Annotated in this window: 12 protein-coding genes; 4 read left to right on the top strand and 8 right to left on the bottom strand. The window is 73.2% G+C overall.

What is annotated here, in order from left to right; genetic code table 11:
- Nucleotides 1-15: 15 nt before the first annotated feature.
- From ABZ154_RS01130 to ABZ154_RS01115, 4 genes are all read right to left on the bottom strand, one after another.
- Entirely contained in the window at nucleotides 16-495 is a 480-nt protein-coding gene (locus ABZ154_RS01130) for an SRPBCC family protein (RefSeq protein ID WP_356827808.1), read from the bottom strand.
- Nucleotides 496-553: 58 nt separating this feature from the next.
- Nucleotides 554-2140, bottom strand: a complete 1587-nt coding sequence (locus ABZ154_RS01125; RefSeq protein ID WP_356827806.1) for an SDR family oxidoreductase — start codon at nucleotides 2138-2140, stop codon at nucleotides 554-556.
- 335 nt (nucleotides 2141-2475) lie between these two features.
- Nucleotides 2476-2931, bottom strand: coding sequence for an SRPBCC family protein (locus tag ABZ154_RS01120; protein WP_356827804.1), 456 nt, complete (start codon nucleotides 2929-2931; stop codon nucleotides 2476-2478).
- An 80-nt stretch (nucleotides 2932-3011) separates the two neighbouring features.
- Nucleotides 3012-3872: a DeoR/GlpR family DNA-binding transcription regulator gene (locus tag ABZ154_RS01115; protein ID WP_356827802.1), complete on the bottom strand. Its 861-nt coding sequence runs from the start codon at nucleotides 3870-3872 to the stop codon at nucleotides 3012-3014.
- Nucleotides 3873-4146: 274 nt separating this feature from the next.
- Between ABZ154_RS01115 and ABZ154_RS01110 the strand changes: the two genes are divergently transcribed.
- On the top strand, nucleotides 4147-6585 hold the full coding sequence (locus tag ABZ154_RS01110; RefSeq protein ID WP_356827800.1) for a hypothetical protein: 2439 nt from the start codon (nucleotides 4147-4149) through the stop codon (nucleotides 6583-6585).
- Here ABZ154_RS01110 and ABZ154_RS01105 read toward each other — a convergent pair.
- The 4 genes from ABZ154_RS01105 to ABZ154_RS01090 all read right to left on the bottom strand — a co-directional run bounded on the left by ABZ154_RS01105 (nucleotide 6555) and on the right by ABZ154_RS01090 (nucleotide 11217).
- Nucleotides 6555-8996, bottom strand: coding sequence for a right-handed parallel beta-helix repeat-containing protein (locus ABZ154_RS01105; protein ID WP_356827798.1), 2442 nt, complete (start codon nucleotides 8994-8996; stop codon nucleotides 6555-6557). The genes ABZ154_RS01110 and ABZ154_RS01105 overlap by 31 nt on opposite strands.
- Nucleotides 8997-9205: 209 nt before the next feature.
- Complete coding sequence (locus ABZ154_RS01100; protein WP_356827796.1) at nucleotides 9206-9796, bottom strand: hypothetical protein; 591 nt, start codon at nucleotides 9794-9796, stop codon at nucleotides 9206-9208.
- A 36-nt stretch (nucleotides 9797-9832) separates the two neighbouring features.
- Nucleotides 9833-10657, bottom strand: coding sequence for an MOSC N-terminal beta barrel domain-containing protein (locus tag ABZ154_RS01095; RefSeq protein WP_356827794.1), 825 nt, complete (start codon nucleotides 10655-10657; stop codon nucleotides 9833-9835).
- 71 nt (nucleotides 10658-10728) lie between these two features.
- Nucleotides 10729-11217, bottom strand: coding sequence for a DUF6643 family protein (locus ABZ154_RS01090; RefSeq protein ID WP_356827792.1), 489 nt, complete (start codon nucleotides 11215-11217; stop codon nucleotides 10729-10731).
- 319 nt (nucleotides 11218-11536) lie between these two features.
- Here ABZ154_RS01090 and ABZ154_RS01085 point away from each other — a divergent pair, with 319 nt between their 5' ends.
- From ABZ154_RS01085 to ABZ154_RS01075, 3 genes are all read left to right on the top strand, one after another.
- A complete protein-coding gene (locus ABZ154_RS01085; protein ID WP_356827893.1) occupies nucleotides 11537-12163 on the top strand; it encodes a hypothetical protein in 627 nt (208 codons plus the stop codon).
- 183 nt (nucleotides 12164-12346) lie between these two features.
- Nucleotides 12347-13027, top strand: a complete 681-nt coding sequence (locus ABZ154_RS01080; protein WP_356827790.1) for a 2-phosphosulfolactate phosphatase — start codon at nucleotides 12347-12349, stop codon at nucleotides 13025-13027.
- Nucleotides 13028-13101: 74 nt separating this feature from the next.
- Nucleotides 13102-14436, top strand: coding sequence for a TerD family protein (locus tag ABZ154_RS01075; protein ID WP_356827788.1), 1335 nt, complete (start codon nucleotides 13102-13104; stop codon nucleotides 14434-14436).
- The last annotated feature ends 20 nt before the right edge of the window (nucleotides 14437-14456 follow it).

Here is a 14456-nt window from a genome sequence, read left to right as displayed (position 1 = left end):
GGCGCCGGGGGACGCTCAGGCCGCCGGCGCGGTCAGCCGCCCGTCGAGCCGGCGCACCGCGTCGCGGAAGGACCGGCCCATCCCCAGGCGCGCGACCCCCAGCACCGAGCGGAACAGGCCCGTCCCGTCGGCGGCGAAGGTCCACTGCACCCGCGTCCCGGTCCCGTCCGCGGTGAGCCGCCACTCCTCCACCAGGGCCCCCAGGCCGGGGGCGTTCGTCTCGTCGGCCCGGTAGGCGTACCGCTCGCCCGGCTCGGCGGCCACGACCGTCTCGCGGAAGCGGACCCCGCCGCGCAGCCGCACCTCCCGGCCCGCGCCCCCGCCGGTGGGCGTGGCCCGGGTGACGGCGGTGAACCAGCAGGGCCAGGAGGCGACATCGTCCGCGAGCGCCCGGTAGACCACGTCCGGGGGCGCGGACACCTCGGCGGCGAACACCAGACGTATCGGCGCCGAGTCGGTGAACTCCATTCCTACGGTACGGAGTCGGCGTGCCATCCTGTGCACCTCCCGGTGGTCTGCGCTTATGGGGAGGCACACCATAGCGGCCGGGGCGTCAGTTGTCTGTACCACTGCCGGCCACCGGTTCCCGGCCCTCCTTCCGCGCCCGGGCGGCGGTCCCGGCGGCCCCCGCGATGTTGCGGGCCATCCCGCCGAACACCACCGCGTGGAAGGGCGACACGCCCCACCAGTACGCATGGCCGAGCAGCCCCTGCGGGTGGTACAGGGCGCGCTGGCGGTAGAGCGTGCGCCCCTGGTCGTCGGTGGCCACCGACAGTTCCAGCCAGGCGGCGCCCGGCAACCGCATCTCCGCCCGCAGCCGCAGCAGTTCGCCCGGCACGATCTCCTCCACCCGCCAGAAGTCCAGCGAGTCCCCCACCCGCAGCCGGTGGGCGTCCCGCCGCCCGCGCCGCAGCCCGACCCCGCCGACGATCCGGTCGATCCAGCCGCGCACCGCCCAGGCGAGCGGGAAGGAGTACCAGCCGTTCTCGCCGCCGATGCCCTCGATCACCCGCCACAGGTCCGCCCGGTCCACCGGCACGGTCAGCTCCCGCTCGTCCCGGTAGAGGCTGCCGCCCGACCAGTCGGGGTCGGTGGGCAGCGGGTCGCTAGGCGCGCCCGGCAGCGAGGCGGAGGACCAGCGGGTGTCCACCCGGGCCTCCTTGATCCGCTGGAGGGCGAGGCTCAGCGCCCGGTCGAAGCTGATCGGCCCTTCCAGCGGGTCGGGGACGTACCGGATGATGTCGTGCTCCCGGCAGACCACCTCGTGGCGCAGCGACTCCGCGAGCGGCCGGGCGATCGACCGGGGGACCGGGGTGACCAGCCCGATCCAGTGGCTGGAGAGTGTCGGGGTGAGGACCGGGACCGGCACGATCACCCGCCGCGGCAGCCCCGCCACGCGGGCGTAGCCCTGCATCATGTCCCGGTACGTCATGATGTCCGGGCCGCCGATGTCGAACGTCCGGTTCACCGTGGGCGGCAGGGTGGCGCTGCCCACCAGGTACCGGATCACATCCCGTACGGCGATGGGCTGGATCCGGGTGGAGACCCAGCTCGGGGTCACCATCACGGGCAGCCGCTCGGTCAGATAGCGCAGCATCTCGAACGAGGCCGACCCCGAACCGATCACGATCGCCGCCCGCAGTACCGCCGTCGGCACCCCGGAGTCCAGCAGGATCCGCCCCACCTCGGCCCGCGAACGCAGATGCGGCGACAGCTCCTTCTCGTCCACCCCCGCAGGGGTCAGCCCGCCCAGGTAGACGATCCGCCGCACCCCGGCCGCGCGCGCCTTCTCGCCGAAGTTCCGGGCGGCCCGGCGGTCGGTCTCCTCGAAGTCCGAACCGGAGCCCAGGGCGTGCACCAGGTAGTACGCCACATCGACGTCCCGCATCGCCTCCGTCAGCGAGCCGGCGTCGGTGACATCGCCGCGCACCACCTCGACCCGGTCCGCCCAGGGGTGGTCGCGCAGCTTCTGCGGCGTCCGGGCCAGCGTGCGGACCTGGTGGCCGGCGTCGAGCAGAGCGGGCACCAGTCTGCCGCCGATGTACCCGGTGGCACCCGTGACCAGGCAGCGCAGCTCGGCCTGGCCGGAAGGCTCGTCGGAGGAACCATGTACGCCGGGTTCTTCAGGAAGATCTGTCACCTGTCCGAGTCTCGCACCGGATCGTCCACGAGGGCGGAACGAGGACTCCGTACGGCGGAGCGCGCGTGATCGGCGGCTGATCGCACCGCCGCCGGAGTCGGGCCGCCCGCCGCGCCCCGCATCGGGCCGGTGGCCCTGTCGTACGCCCAGGCAACCGCTCCGTGCGGCCGCGGAGCGTTACTGCGGTTGCAGGGTCGGCATGAGTTCGGTGCCTTCCGGGGGCCTGGCGGGGAGCGTCATACGCGTCCATCGTGTGGCGGTCGCATCGCCCACACCGGGCCGGCTGCCCGTTCGCTGCCGCACTCCCCAGACGCCCGCCGGGCCGTTGCCGATGCTCAGCCACTCTCCCGGCCGCCCGGCGAGGCCAGCAGCTGGTCCAGCACCCCGCCGAACAGCCGCCGCCCGGCGGAGGCCAGCAGCGGGTCGCCCCACCGCGGCACCAGCCGCACCCGCAGCTCCTCCACCCACACCACATGGGAACCGGCATGCGTCGGCAGCACGTCGATCGAGGCCCGGCCCAGCACCACGGACCCGCGCTTCTCCAGCAGGCAGATCCCGGCCCGGCCACCGGCGGGCGGCGTCCAGCGGACCACTTCCATCGGATCGTCGAAGGCCAGCGGGCCCACCCCCGTACGCGCCGTGAACACTGTCCCGACCCTGGTCGGCGCCCCGCCCTTTACCGAGGCGGCGGTCAACGGGACATGGTCGGTGTGCCGTTCCCAGTCGGTCACCCGGCGCCAGGCCTCGGCTGGGGGGAGGGGGGAGAAGCGCTCGATCCGGAAGACGGCCATTCTTCGATCCTAGGACGTCACGGCGCTACAGCGACCTGAACGGAATCCGGACAGCCGTATCCCGGTCACTGGTTCAGCGGTCAGCCGCGTCCTGGTCGGCCGGGGAAGACGGTTTCCTCGGGCGACTCGCCCGCCACCACCAGGCCCGGCAGATGCTCGCCGATCTCCTCACGTGCCCCGGGGGCCAGCCCCGCGTCCGTCACGAAGGTGTCCACCTCGTCCAGCGTGGCGAAGGAACTCAGCCCCACCGTGCCCCACTTGGTGTGGTCGGCCACCACTACGACCCGGCGGGCCGACCGGACGAAGCGGCGATTGGTCTCCGCCTCGGCGAGGTTGGGGGTCGAGAGACCGGCCTCGGCCGAGATCCCGTGCACGCCGAGGAAGAGCAGGTCGAAGTGGAGGGAGTCGATGGCCCGGTCCGCGACCGGCCCCACCAGCGAGTCCGAAGGCGTCCGCACCCCGCCCGTCAGCACCACCGTCGCCGTCCCCGGGCGCGCCTGCCGCCCGGCTGCCGGAAGCTGCGCGTCGTGGAACACGTCCGCCACCCGCACCGAGTTGGTCACCACTGTCAGATCCGGTACGTCCAGCAGATGCCGGGCGAGAGCGTAGGTCGTCGTACCGCCCGAGAGGGCGATCGCGCTGCCGGGCTGGGCCATCGCCGCCGCAGTCCGCGCGATGTCCTCCTTGGCGCTCAGCTCCAGCGCCGACTTCACCTCGAAGCCGGGCTCGTGGGTGCTCGCCTCGACCACGGGGACGGCACCGCCGTGGACCTTCTCGATGACCCCCTGCCGGGCCAGCGCGTCCAGGTCCCGACGGATCGTCATGTCGGACACGTTCAGCCTGCGGGTCAACTCGTTGACCCTGACCCCGCCGCGCCTGCGCACCTCGTCGAGGATCAGGGCACGTCGCTGCTCGGCGAGCAGGTTCTGGTTCTCGCTCAAGGCGGTCGCCCGGTCCTTCCCTCTGCTCCCAAGGTCCGCAGCGGCCTGCGAGACACGCTCATCCTGCCACGCAGGCATGTCCGGCGTACCGCCTGGGGAGATTCCGTGAGACCGCTCACGCACACGCCGCGCCTCCGGGATTCTGGGGCCGGGCCACGGGCCGCAGTCCACGGCTCCCGAGATCCCTTCTGCCCGACCCCTGCCACGCCCTCGCCCGCCCCTGTCATGTCTTCGTCGGCCCGTGCGGCCGGCGCGCCCGAGAGAGAGTGCCGCCTTGGCCCCTGCCATCCCGCCCCCGCCGCGACCTCCGCAGAACACCGGGGCAGCGCTGGAACTGCTGGTCCACGGCGTCGGAGGCGCCACCCCGCAGGAGATGCTCGGCGATCCCCGTACCGTCCGGGTCACCGGGGACGCGACCGCCGCCGTGTACCGGCGTACCGAGGACGCCCACGGCGAGAAGCACCCCGAGCGCTACCGGGACGAGCCCGTCGCCGAGGCGTACTGCTGGTCGGGGCTCACCTCCGGCAACGGCTCCCGCGCCCTGTGGCTGCTGCTCCTGCCGTTCATGGTGGTCAACCTCGCTCACTGGATGCGCCCCACAGCCTCCGGCCGCACCCGCGCGGTCCGGCTGTACGGAGTGGTCGTGCGGCTCGTCGCGCTCAGCCTCACCGTGCTGCTCACCGCGGCCGCCTGCGAGGTGGCGCTGGACCTGGTGGCCTGGCAGTGCGCGGGCACACCCGACTGCTCCCAGAGGCGTTCCTGGCTCGGGTTCCTGTCGAGTCATCAGGGCGGCTGGTGGTCCCAGCCCGGGCGCCGGCTCGCGCTCGCGGCCACCGTGCCCGCCGCCCTCGTGGGCCTCCTGTGGTACCTCTCCAACCGGACCTGGAGCGCCTACGAGTCCCAGAGCCCCCTGGACGCCACGGACGACGACGCCTGCGACCCCGACGGGACGGAGGAGGTCCACGGGCCGGGCTCCCCGGACAACGCCGACGACCCGGAGTCCGCGCGCCCGGTGCCGCCCGCGCTCAGCAGGCCCGGGTTCTGGTACGGCCGCCGGCTCGTCGCCCGGCTCCGCGCCGCGCACACCGCCGCGGGCTTCCTCACCGTCGCCGCGGCCGTCACCGGCGCCGCCGCCCGCCACGACCGGACCGCCGACAGCCCGGTGCCGCAGGTGTTCGGCCTGGTCATCGAAGGGGCCCTCGTGCTCTGTGCGGCGGTGACCGTCTGGGTCATCTGCCGCCGGGGCCGCAGCGAGAGCGTCCGGGACACCCGCGTCGACGGCGCCCTCATCACGTACCTGCCCGGCTCCGCCCTCACCCTGCTCGGCCTCGCCGTCCTCCACGCCGGCTGGTCGCGTCCCGCGTGGCAGTCCACCGGCAGCCTCCCCGGCGAGACCGCCTTCCGGCTCCTCGCCCTCGGGCAGGGCCTCCTCGTGGTGATCCTCGCCCTGGTCGCCCGCAGCCTCTACCGGCGCACCCCCGAACCCCGCACCACGCTGTACGGCCTCGGCGGCCCGTCCGTCGCCATGCTCGCCTGCGCCCTCGGCGGCGTGATGACCGGCGGCCTGGCCCAGCGCGTCGCGGACTGGCTGGACGGCCCCGGCACGCCGGGCATGGGACGCGGCTCCATCATCGAGGGCCCGCCCGTCCTGCTCAGCTGGCAGGCCTCGGTCATCCCCGTACTCCTGCTCCTGCTGCTCGTCCCGGTCGTCCTCCTGACCGTCCGCACCGCGCGCCGTGCCCGCCGCATGGGCCCGGACATCGAGGCGGAGTACGCTCCCGAGCCGCCCGATCCCGCCCGCACCCGGCGGATCGCCCGCATCCGCGCCACCGCCGCCCTCACCGACTCGGCCCCCTGGATCGTCGGCGTGGTCTCCGCCGCCACCCTGCTCCTCGGCGCGGCGGCCGTCGCGGGCTCCTGGACCAGCGGCGAAGTGCCCGGCCTCGCGACGGACGGGGCCGCAGCTCCCGTCGAATCCCTCGTCGAGGCCGCCCAGTCGACCGGCTCCTGGCTGATCGGCTTCGGCTTCATACTGTTCGTCGCGGGCGGGCGCCGCGCCTACCGGGATGCCTCCGCCCGGCGCACCATCGGCATCCTCTGGGACGTGGGCACCTTCTGGCCGCGTGCCGCCCACCCCTTCGCGCCCCCCTGCTACGCCGAGCGCGCCGTCCCCGACCTGGCATCGCGTATGTGCGCCTGGACGGCGACCACCCGGGGCCGGCTCATCATCTCGGGCCACTCACAGGGCAGCGTCCTCGCGGCCGCCGCGGTCTGGCAGCTCCCCGACACGGCCCGCCGCCGGGTCGGCCTGCTCACCTACGGCTCCCCGATCGAGCGCCTGTACGGGCGCTGGTTCCCGGCCTACTTCGGAGCCGTACCCCTGCTCGGGCTGAACCGTTCGGTGCACTGCTGGCGCAACCTCTTCCGGGCCACCGACCCGATCGGCGGGCCCGTCCGGCTGAGCGCCGACCCCGACCCCGGCGTCGACCGGGGGCCGCTGAAGGACCCGCTGGCGTACGGGCGTACCACCGCGCTCCCGCTGCCCGAACCGATCCTCGGCCACTCCGACTACCAGGCCGACCCGGTCTTCGCGAAGGAACGGGCCGCCCTCCTCGAAGAGCTCGGACCGCGGCTGCCCCGGCAGACGGAGGGAGAGGGGAAGCTCCAGAAGGGCCAGGGGAGTCAGAAGAGCTCGGGGAGATCCTCCGGGTAGAGCAGGGTCAGGTCGTCCGTGCTCGTCTCGGCGAGCTGGGCGACCCGGCCCGCGTGCCGCTCCACCATCGACTCGAAGGTCTGCCGGGCGGTGCGGCCGTTGCCGAAGGCCGGGCCCTTGGGGAGAGCGGTGAAATATTTCAGCAGCGCCTCCCCGGTCCCCTCCGCCAGGCTGTACTCGTGCTCCTCGGCCTGCTGCTCGACGATCCGCAGCAGCTCCTCGGGGAGGTAGTCATGGAAGGTGATGGTCCGCGAGAAGCGGGAGGCGACCCCGGGGTTGACGGTGAGGAACCGCTCCATCTCGTGGGTGTACCCGGCGACGATCACCACCACCGCGTCCCGGTGGTCCTCCATCAGCTTCACCAGCGTGTCGATGGCTTCCCGGCCGAAGTCGCGGCCGGAGTCCTCGGGGGAGAGGGCGTACGCCTCGTCCACGAAGAGCACCCCGCCGCGCGCCCGGTCGAACGCCTCCTGGGTCCGGATCGCCGTCGAGCCGATGTGCTCCCCGACCAGGTCCACCCGGGACACCTCGACCAGGTGGCCGCGCTCCAGCACCCCGAGGGAGGCCAGGATCTCCCCGTACAGCCGGGCGACCGTGGTCTTGCCCGTACCGGGGGAGCCGGTGAAGACGAGGTGGCGGCGGACGGAGGCGGCCTTGAGCCCGGCCTCCTGGCGGCGGCGGCCCACCTCGATCATGTCGGTCAGCGCCCGCACCTCGCGCTTGACGCTCTCCAGGCCCACCAGCGCGTCCAGTTCACCGAGGACCGCCGCGGAGTCACGGGCGGGCTCGGCCGCCGGAGCCACCGGCTCGGGCTCCACGGCCCGCTGGCCGGGCATGGTGGAGAGCAGGCCGGGCGTCGCCTGCGTGGCCGTCAGCACGGCGGGGGCCGGAGCCGGTGCCGTACGCAGTCCGCTCTCGTCGCTCGTGCAGTCCGTGACCACCGGGCCGGAGCCCCCCGAACCGTCGCCCGCCTGCCCGGCGAAGCCTTCGGGGAACTCGTAACCGCCGCGCGCGCACCGCTCGGTGCGGCAGCGGGTCAGCGTGGTGCGGCAGCCGTCCATGACGTGGAAGCCGTACCCCTCGCTGCCCGTCACCCGGCAGCTGTCGAAGGTGCCGCGCCCTTCGGCGGAGACGTAGAACCCGGCCTCGGCGGGGTTGGTGACCGTGCACCGCTCGATGACGGGGTCGGCGCCCTTGGTGACGATGACCCCGGTCTGGGCCGCGTCGATGGTGCAGTTGTTCAGCGTGCCGCCACTGCCGTGGTCGCGGAACCAGGCGCCGGTGGAGGCCTCCCGGATCCGGCAGTCGTCCAGCTGGGCGGTGGCGCCGTCGCTCACGGAGACGGCGGTGTTGCGGATCTGGGAGAGGTCGCTGTCCACCACATCGGCGCGCGATCCCCGGTCCAGGACGAAGAGGGCGTCCGGCACGTCGTGGACCCGGCAGGCGTCCAGTATCACCGTCGCCCCGTCGCTGACCCAGACCGCCGGGTAGTCGCCCGTACTGTCGTGGATCTCGCACTGGTTGGCGTCCACGCGGGTGCCCGGGTCCCAGACCGAGAGCCCGTTGCGGCCGAAGCGGCGGACCGTGGAACGGGTCAGCGTGAGCACCGAACGCGACCGCAGGTCGATCGCGTTCTCCGGGATGTCGTGGATGTCGCAGTCGGCGAGCGTCAGCACCGCGTCGGTGTCCAGCGTGACGCCGTCGCCGGAGGTGCGGTGCACGGTGCAGTCGGTGAGGTGCGCGGTGGCGCGGGCGGTGACCTGGACGCCGCTGCCCTTGATCTCGTACACCTCGCAGCCGATCGCCTCCAGACCGCTGCCCTCGCCGGTGACACCGATGCCCGCACCGGAGGAGTGGTGGATGCGGCAGCGGTCGAGGCGGGGGTGCCCGCCGTCCCGGACCGAGACGCCGGACTGCCCGGCCGAGACGATCTCGCATTCCTCGAAGACTCCGCCCGCACCGTCGAGTACGGCGATGCCGACGCCGGCCGGATTGTCGACGGTGCAGCGCCGCACGGTGGGCCGGGCCGCTCCCCGCACCTCGATGCCTGCGGCCGACCGCGTCACGATCCGCAGATCCGAGAACTCGGGGGTGCCGTCCTCCACCAGCACGGCCGGGGCGGCGGAGTCCTGCCCCTCGATGTGCAGATCCTGGACGATCGCGGAGGCGCGCACCGTCAGCGGTACGCCGTCGACCGGCGCGATCCGCACGGAGCCGACCGAGCCTTCGGGGCCGCGCAGCGTCACCGCGCGGTGGAGGAGGAGGTTCTCCCGGTAGGTCCCGGGCGCGACGGTGAGGACATCCCCGTCGGCCGCCGCTTCCAGGGCCGCGGAGAGGGAGGCGTACTCGCCCGTGCGGCGGCGCCATCTCGATGTGCCGGTGTGCGTCACCTGGACCGTGCCCTGTGCCATGGAGTTGCTCTGCCCCCACCTCGTGCTGTGCTGCCTCGGGTCGTGCTGTGATGCCCCGGGTCCGTGATGCCCTGGGTCCGTCCGTCCGCCTGTCGAGGAGGCGGACGCGGTCGGACCACCGTAGCGCGCGGGAGGTGCGGGAGTTGACGACTCGGGCCGCCGGGGTGATGTTGCCGCCTGCGGTGCGTGGCCGAGGCGGACGCCCGCTGTCAGCTGCCCGTTCCGGTCCGGCCCCAGTCCGGGCCCGCCTCGGCCCACTCCCGGTCCCAGAGTGCGTACCGCCGTCGCACCATGCGCCCCACGATCAGCCGCCTGCCCGCCTCGACACACCCGGCGGCGAGCAGGAAGGCGCCGACCCCGCCGAGCACCGCGTGCGTACGGACCGCGCCCGCGTCCATCGGCGGCGGTACGGGAAGCCCCGACGCGTCCGTCCAGATCCGCACCGGCGCACCGGGCTCCCGGGCCCCGGACGTGGTGACCTCTCCGGTGCGCGGGGTGCCGTCCGGCGCCCGCCAGGCCGCCACCAGTGAGCTCCGCCCCGACCCGGCGCCCGGGTCGCCGGCGAACCGCCGCACCTTCGGCACCGGTCCGACCACGACCGCGGTGACGGGCCGCCGCTCCTCGTGCTGGGCCCGTATCTCCTGCCGGAGCGAGGCGTCGGCGAGCGCGCCGCCCGCCCATCCGGCGGCCGGCGCTCCCAGCGCCAGGAGCACCAGCGCGCCGAGCGTCACCCATGCCTCGCGGCGGTCGGTGGCGCGCCACAGGGGATTGCGCCGCCGAAGCAGGACTCCGAGTCCCATGTTCTTCCCCCCTGGTCCCCCCGGTCCCCCGCGTCCTCAGTCGAGGATCTTGACGGGGTCCCCGACCCGGATCACCCCCGTCCCGTCCGGAATCAGATTCTGGCCGAAGAGCAGCTGACTGCCGACCCGGCGGTGGCGGGCCAGCGTGAGCAGCGGTTCCTTGCCACGCTCGGCGGTCCGCTGGTCGGTGGTGGTGATCACGCAGCGGCCGCAGGGCTTCACCACGGAGAAGGGCACATCGCCGATGGCGATCCGCCGCCAGTCGTCCTCGGCCCATGCCTCGGTGGCGTCGATCACGACGTTCGGCCGGAAGCGGTCCATCGGCAACGGCCCCTCGTGCGGCCGGACGCCCGCCGCGATCAGGGCGTTGAGGGCGTCGAGCGAAGCGGTGGTGGTCAGCAGCAGCGGATAGCCGTCGGCGAAGGAGACCATGTCGCCGGGGCGCGCGTACGCGGGGTCGACGGGTCTGCGGCGCGCCGGATCGTCGAGATGTACGAGCCGGGCCTCCGAGCCGAGGACCTCGCTGAACCAGGCGTGCGCCTCGCCGGCCGCCTCGGCGACCGTGACGGTGTCCCGGTGCAGCTCCACGCCGACCAGTCGCTCCGGCCCCGGCACCCCCACCCGCAGCGGCGGGTGGCCCGGGGCGGAGAGGGCGATCCCGCCGCCGGACAGCGGCACGGCGGAGATCCGCGCCAGAAACGGCTGCTGACGTTGGGTGATCACCCGGGCCGCCTTGTCGACCAGCATCCAGCGGCGGTCGCCGTCGAGTCCCCATGGCTCGACGGCAACCTCGTCGGATGTCTGGGCGCCCAGCGATTTGACCGGATACAGGTGGACGGACCGGAGCACGGAGAAGGCCATGTGCCCATCCTGCCAGCCACTTATCCACGCGTACGCACGGTTTGTTCGCCGAGTCCGCCGGAGCGGACGGGTCAGTACCCCCGGCTCTGGTAAGGCCGGTTGTACGGGTCCTCGTACGGCGACGGAGCCGGCGCGGGCCGCGGCGAGGCCGGGCGCATCGACTCGTACCCGGTGGCGGGCGCGGGGCGCTGCGGCTGGGGCTGCTGCGGATAGCCGCGGACCGCCGAGGGCTGCTGCGGGATGTACGGCGCCGGCGCGTTCTGCAGTCCGGCCGCGTACATCGGCGCCTGCTGCGCGGGGGCCTGCTGGTACTGCGGCATCGGCTGGTGCTGCTGCGGGTAGCCGTAGGAACCGGCGGGCTGCGAGGGTGCCGCGGGCAGGGCGGGCAGCGCCGACGGCAGGGCCGGCAGATAGCTGCTGGACGTGTCGTACGCGGCAGGGACGCGGATCGGTGCGATCTGCGGGGTGCCCCGCTCCGCGACCAGGGAGTCGTAGATCGGAGTGTCGGGGAACGACGCGGCGTAGTAGCCGCCGCCGAAGGCGGAGCGAGGGGAGGTCATGGCACCTAAGTTAAGCCCACGATGTGCCGGTTGGGGAGCCCCAATCTTAGGGTCATCCGTTTTTACGCCCGTTCTGTCGGCCGGGACCACCAGAACGCCGCTAATCCCTCCCCTATCGCAGGCATTCCCTCTCCGCGGGGCCATTGCCGACGAGAAGTGGCGGGCGGGTCACAAAGGGCGACAGCAGGCCCGCTTCGGGGAAGAGCGGTCAGGCTCGGCCGGTCACGCCCGTTCGGGCGTGCGGTGCTTTCGGGTGGCGACCGAGTATCCGGGAGGCGACTGGGGTGCGGGATGCGGAACACCTCGCCGGGTGATCACGATGGAGCCCGTCCTGGAGGTACCCGCACCCGACGGCTTCGGCCTGTGGCCGGTGGCCGGGACCACGCCGTCAGGTTTTCTGCCTCTCGGCGGTGAGCTCTCGTCCGCCGAGGTGGGGACGGCGGTGATGGCCATCGCCGGCTGCATCGACATCGACATCGACCCCGACGGCGACCGCCCGCCCAGGCCGGCCACAGCTCCGGGCTCGTTCCTCCACGGACTGCTGACCTTCGACGACCTCTTCGCGGCCGGCGGCCTGCGGGTCACCGACCACTCCACGGGCGTCACCTTTCTGTCCGGCTGCTGCGACGGGCTGGGGGACCGGCGCGACTGGCACCGGCTGGCCGACCACGGCGGCCGACTCGGATTCGGCCACGACCCGGTGTCCCCGGTCGCCGAGCGCTTCGGCGACACGGTCCGGCTCACCGTCGACGCGGAGAAGTGCGACAGTCCCGTGATCGAGCTGTCCGCATCCGAGCTCCGTCGCCTGCTGGCCGGAGTCGAGCGGGACCTCGCCGGCTTCCTCGCCCTGGCGGCCGTCTGGGCCGCGAGGTATCTGCCCGGCCATCGCGCTCCCGTGACAGTCGCCCTCGCCCGCGTTCTCGGCTTGCGGCTGCCGAACTCATAGACAGTCACGCGGCTTCGAGCCAGGGCTTGTTCACCGCACTTCTCCGGTCCCGGCCGGCAAACCGAAGGACGGCGCCGACGTCGGCGTGCTCGACTTCGTTGAATAGGGACCTGATTTGAATGCCCAGCCGGTGAACTGCCGCGCAGCCGTCCTGCTGCTTCGGGTGTCCGCGATCATGATCGGATGAAAACTCGATTCCTCGGCATCCCCGAACTGACCGAAACTCCGCCCGTGGCGGTCGTGGTCGACGTCATGCGTGCCTACACGGTGGCCGCCTGGGCCTTCGCCCAGGGGGCGGAGAAGATCGTTCTCGCCGAGTCGCTGGACGAGGCCCTGGCGCTCAAGACCCGTCATCCGGATTGGGTGGCGCTCAAGGACGGTCCTCCCGCGCCCGGGTTCGACGCCGTCAACTCGCCGGGCCTGCTGCGCTCCGTCGGCCTCGGCGGACGGACCGTCGTGCAGAAGACCACGGCGGGGACGGTCGGCGCCCTCGCGGTCAAGGAGGCGTCGCTGGTGCTGTGCGCGGGCTTCGTCGTGGCGGAGGCCACGGCCCGGCTCCTGCGCGCACGTGGCGGTGACAGCGTCACGTTCGTGGTCACGGGCGAGGACGGGCGCGCCGATGAAGATCTCGCGTGCGCCCAGTACATCGCCCGGAGGGTCACCGAGGACGGGACGGAGGCGGACGGCTTCCTCCGCCGGGCCGGCACATCGCGCGCCGCCCGCGAGCTGGCGGAGGGCGTGCGTCGGGGAGTGCATCCTGATGACATCGCCCTCTGTCTCGAACTCGACCGGTTCCCGTTCGCCATGGTGGCGACCTCGGAGGACTCCCTCATGGTCCTGCGTCCCCACACGGGCGACAGGTAGCCGTCGACCCTTCCGTTGACCGCTCGACGGAGGGATTAGGTTGTGAGGAAGGCCTGCGGGCAGCCGGAAGTGTGATGGGGGCGAGCATGACCATGCAAAAGGGAACCAACGTTCCGGTGCCGGCGGGCACCGTGCGCGTCGAACTGGGGTGGCGTGCCGCCGCGAATACCCCTGATGTCGACGGTTCCGCACTCCTGTTGGTGTCGGGGAAGGTGCGCGGCGACGCCGACTTCGTCTTCTACAACCAGCCGGCCCACGCCTCCGGCGCCGTCCGCCACGAGGGCAGGCGGACCGTCGGTGACGGAGTCACCGACACCCTCCTCGTCGACTTCGGCCGGGTGGAGCCCGCGGTCGACCGCATCGTCGTGGCGGCCTCGGCGGACGGTGGCGGCTTCGGCCGGGTGAGCGGCCTGTACGTACGGGTCGTGGACGCGGCCGGCGGCGCCGAGCTGGCCCGCTTCGACGCCACGGACGCCACGATCGAGACCGCGTTCATCCTCGGTGAGCTGTACCGGCGCCAGGGAGCGTGGAAGTTCCGTGCGGTCGGGCAGGGCTACAGCACCGGGCTCGAGGGGCTGGCGACGGACTTCGGCATCTCCGTCGACGAACCGCAGCAGGCACCCGCGCCCGCGCCGTCACGGCCGGTCACCGCGGCGCCCGCTCCCGTTGCCCCCGCGCCGCCGGCGCCCGCACCGGCCCCCGTCGTCCACGCTGCCCCGCCCGCCCCGGTGGCGCCTCCCGTACCACCCGCCCCGGCGCCCCCGCAGCCCGTGCGGCTGTCCAAGGTCACGCTGACCAAGGAGGCCCCGTCCGTCTCCCTCGCCAAGCAGGGCGGGACCTCCGGCACGCTTCGCGTCAACCTCAACTGGGAGGTGCGCAAGCAGTTCAAGGGCTGGGGAGCGAAACTCGGCCGGGCCGTCGCGATGCACGGGGATCTCGACCTCGATCTCTGCGCACTGTACGAACTGACCGACGGCCGCAAGGGAGTCGTGCAGGCCCTCGGCAACGCCTTCGGCTCACTGGCCCAGCCGCCCTTCATCCATCTCGACGGCGACGACCGCACCGGTGCGCTCTCCACCGGTGAGAACATGACCGTCAACCTCGACCGCAAGGACCAGCTCCGCCGCGTCCTGATCTTCGTCACCATCTACGAGGGCGCCCGGAGCTTCGCCGACCTGCACGCCACGGTCACCCTCCAGCCGCAGAACGGCGCGGCGATCGACTTCTCCCTCGACGAGTGCACCGTGCCCTCCACGGTCTGCGCGCTCGCACTGATCACCAACAACGGCGGCGACCTCACCGTGCAGCGCGAGGCGCGCTACCTCGTGCCCGACCGCGGCGTCAGCCCGCAGCGCACCATCGACGCCGCCTACGGCTGGGGCATGAACTGGACCCCCGGCCGCAAGTGACCGGCGAGCCCGCCCGGCCG

Source organism: Streptomyces sp. NPDC006261, assembly GCF_040613515.1.
GTDB lineage: Bacteria > Actinomycetota > Actinomycetes > Streptomycetales > Streptomycetaceae > Streptomyces.
This window is presented reverse-complemented; position numbering and strand designations above follow the sequence as displayed.